This window comes from Caulobacter sp. P4_E5 (assembly GCF_056401555.1).
In genome coordinates, this window is sequence record NZ_JBFUJD010000173.1 from 1 (window position 1) to 560 (window position 560).

Here is a 560-nt window from a genome sequence, read left to right on the forward strand (position 1 = left end):
CGGGCGGCAAGGCGGCGGTGGCCACCAGCGGCGGAATCGGCAGCGCTGCCGTGCTGGTGAGCGTGCGCACCTGCGCGGCGAAGGCCGGGTCGTAGGCCTTGAGCAGATCGTGGTAGTAGCTGTCCAGCGGGCCGGCGTCTATGCGGCCTTCGGCCAGGGCGGTGATCACGCCGCGCGCATTGATCAGTTCGCCCACGGCCTTGCGGTACAGGCGCGAGCCTTTCGCTTGGCGATAAGGCGCCAGATGATGGCGCAAGGCCACGCCACCCGACATGGAGTCGGCCAGGGTGTAGCCGATCACGCCGCCAAACGTGTCTTCCAGGCTGCGGTAGGGCGCGTCGGCGCGTACCACGATGTCGGTGAAGTACACCGGTTTGCCGCCGTAGCGCGCCGGCGACGGAATGGGTGCGGCCACCAGCGTAGGCTGTGCGCCGCGCTGCGCGAAGGGCAGGCCGCACATCATCGCCAGGCCCAGGTCATCGCGCGCCCACAGCAGCGACAGCGGCGCGGGCGCGTCGTAGTCCATCAAGTCCCAGGGCAGGCCCGCGCGGTCCAGCACC

Annotated in this window: 1 protein-coding gene; it reads right to left on the reverse strand. The window is 70.5% G+C overall.

Annotation, left to right across the window (positions count from 1 at the left end):
• On the reverse strand, nt 1–526 hold a 526-nt coding region (locus AC1DSO_RS24800), incomplete at its 3' end, for a phosphate/phosphite/phosphonate ABC transporter substrate-binding protein (RefSeq protein WP_477071338.1).
• Nucleotides 527–560: the final 34 nt, after the last annotated feature.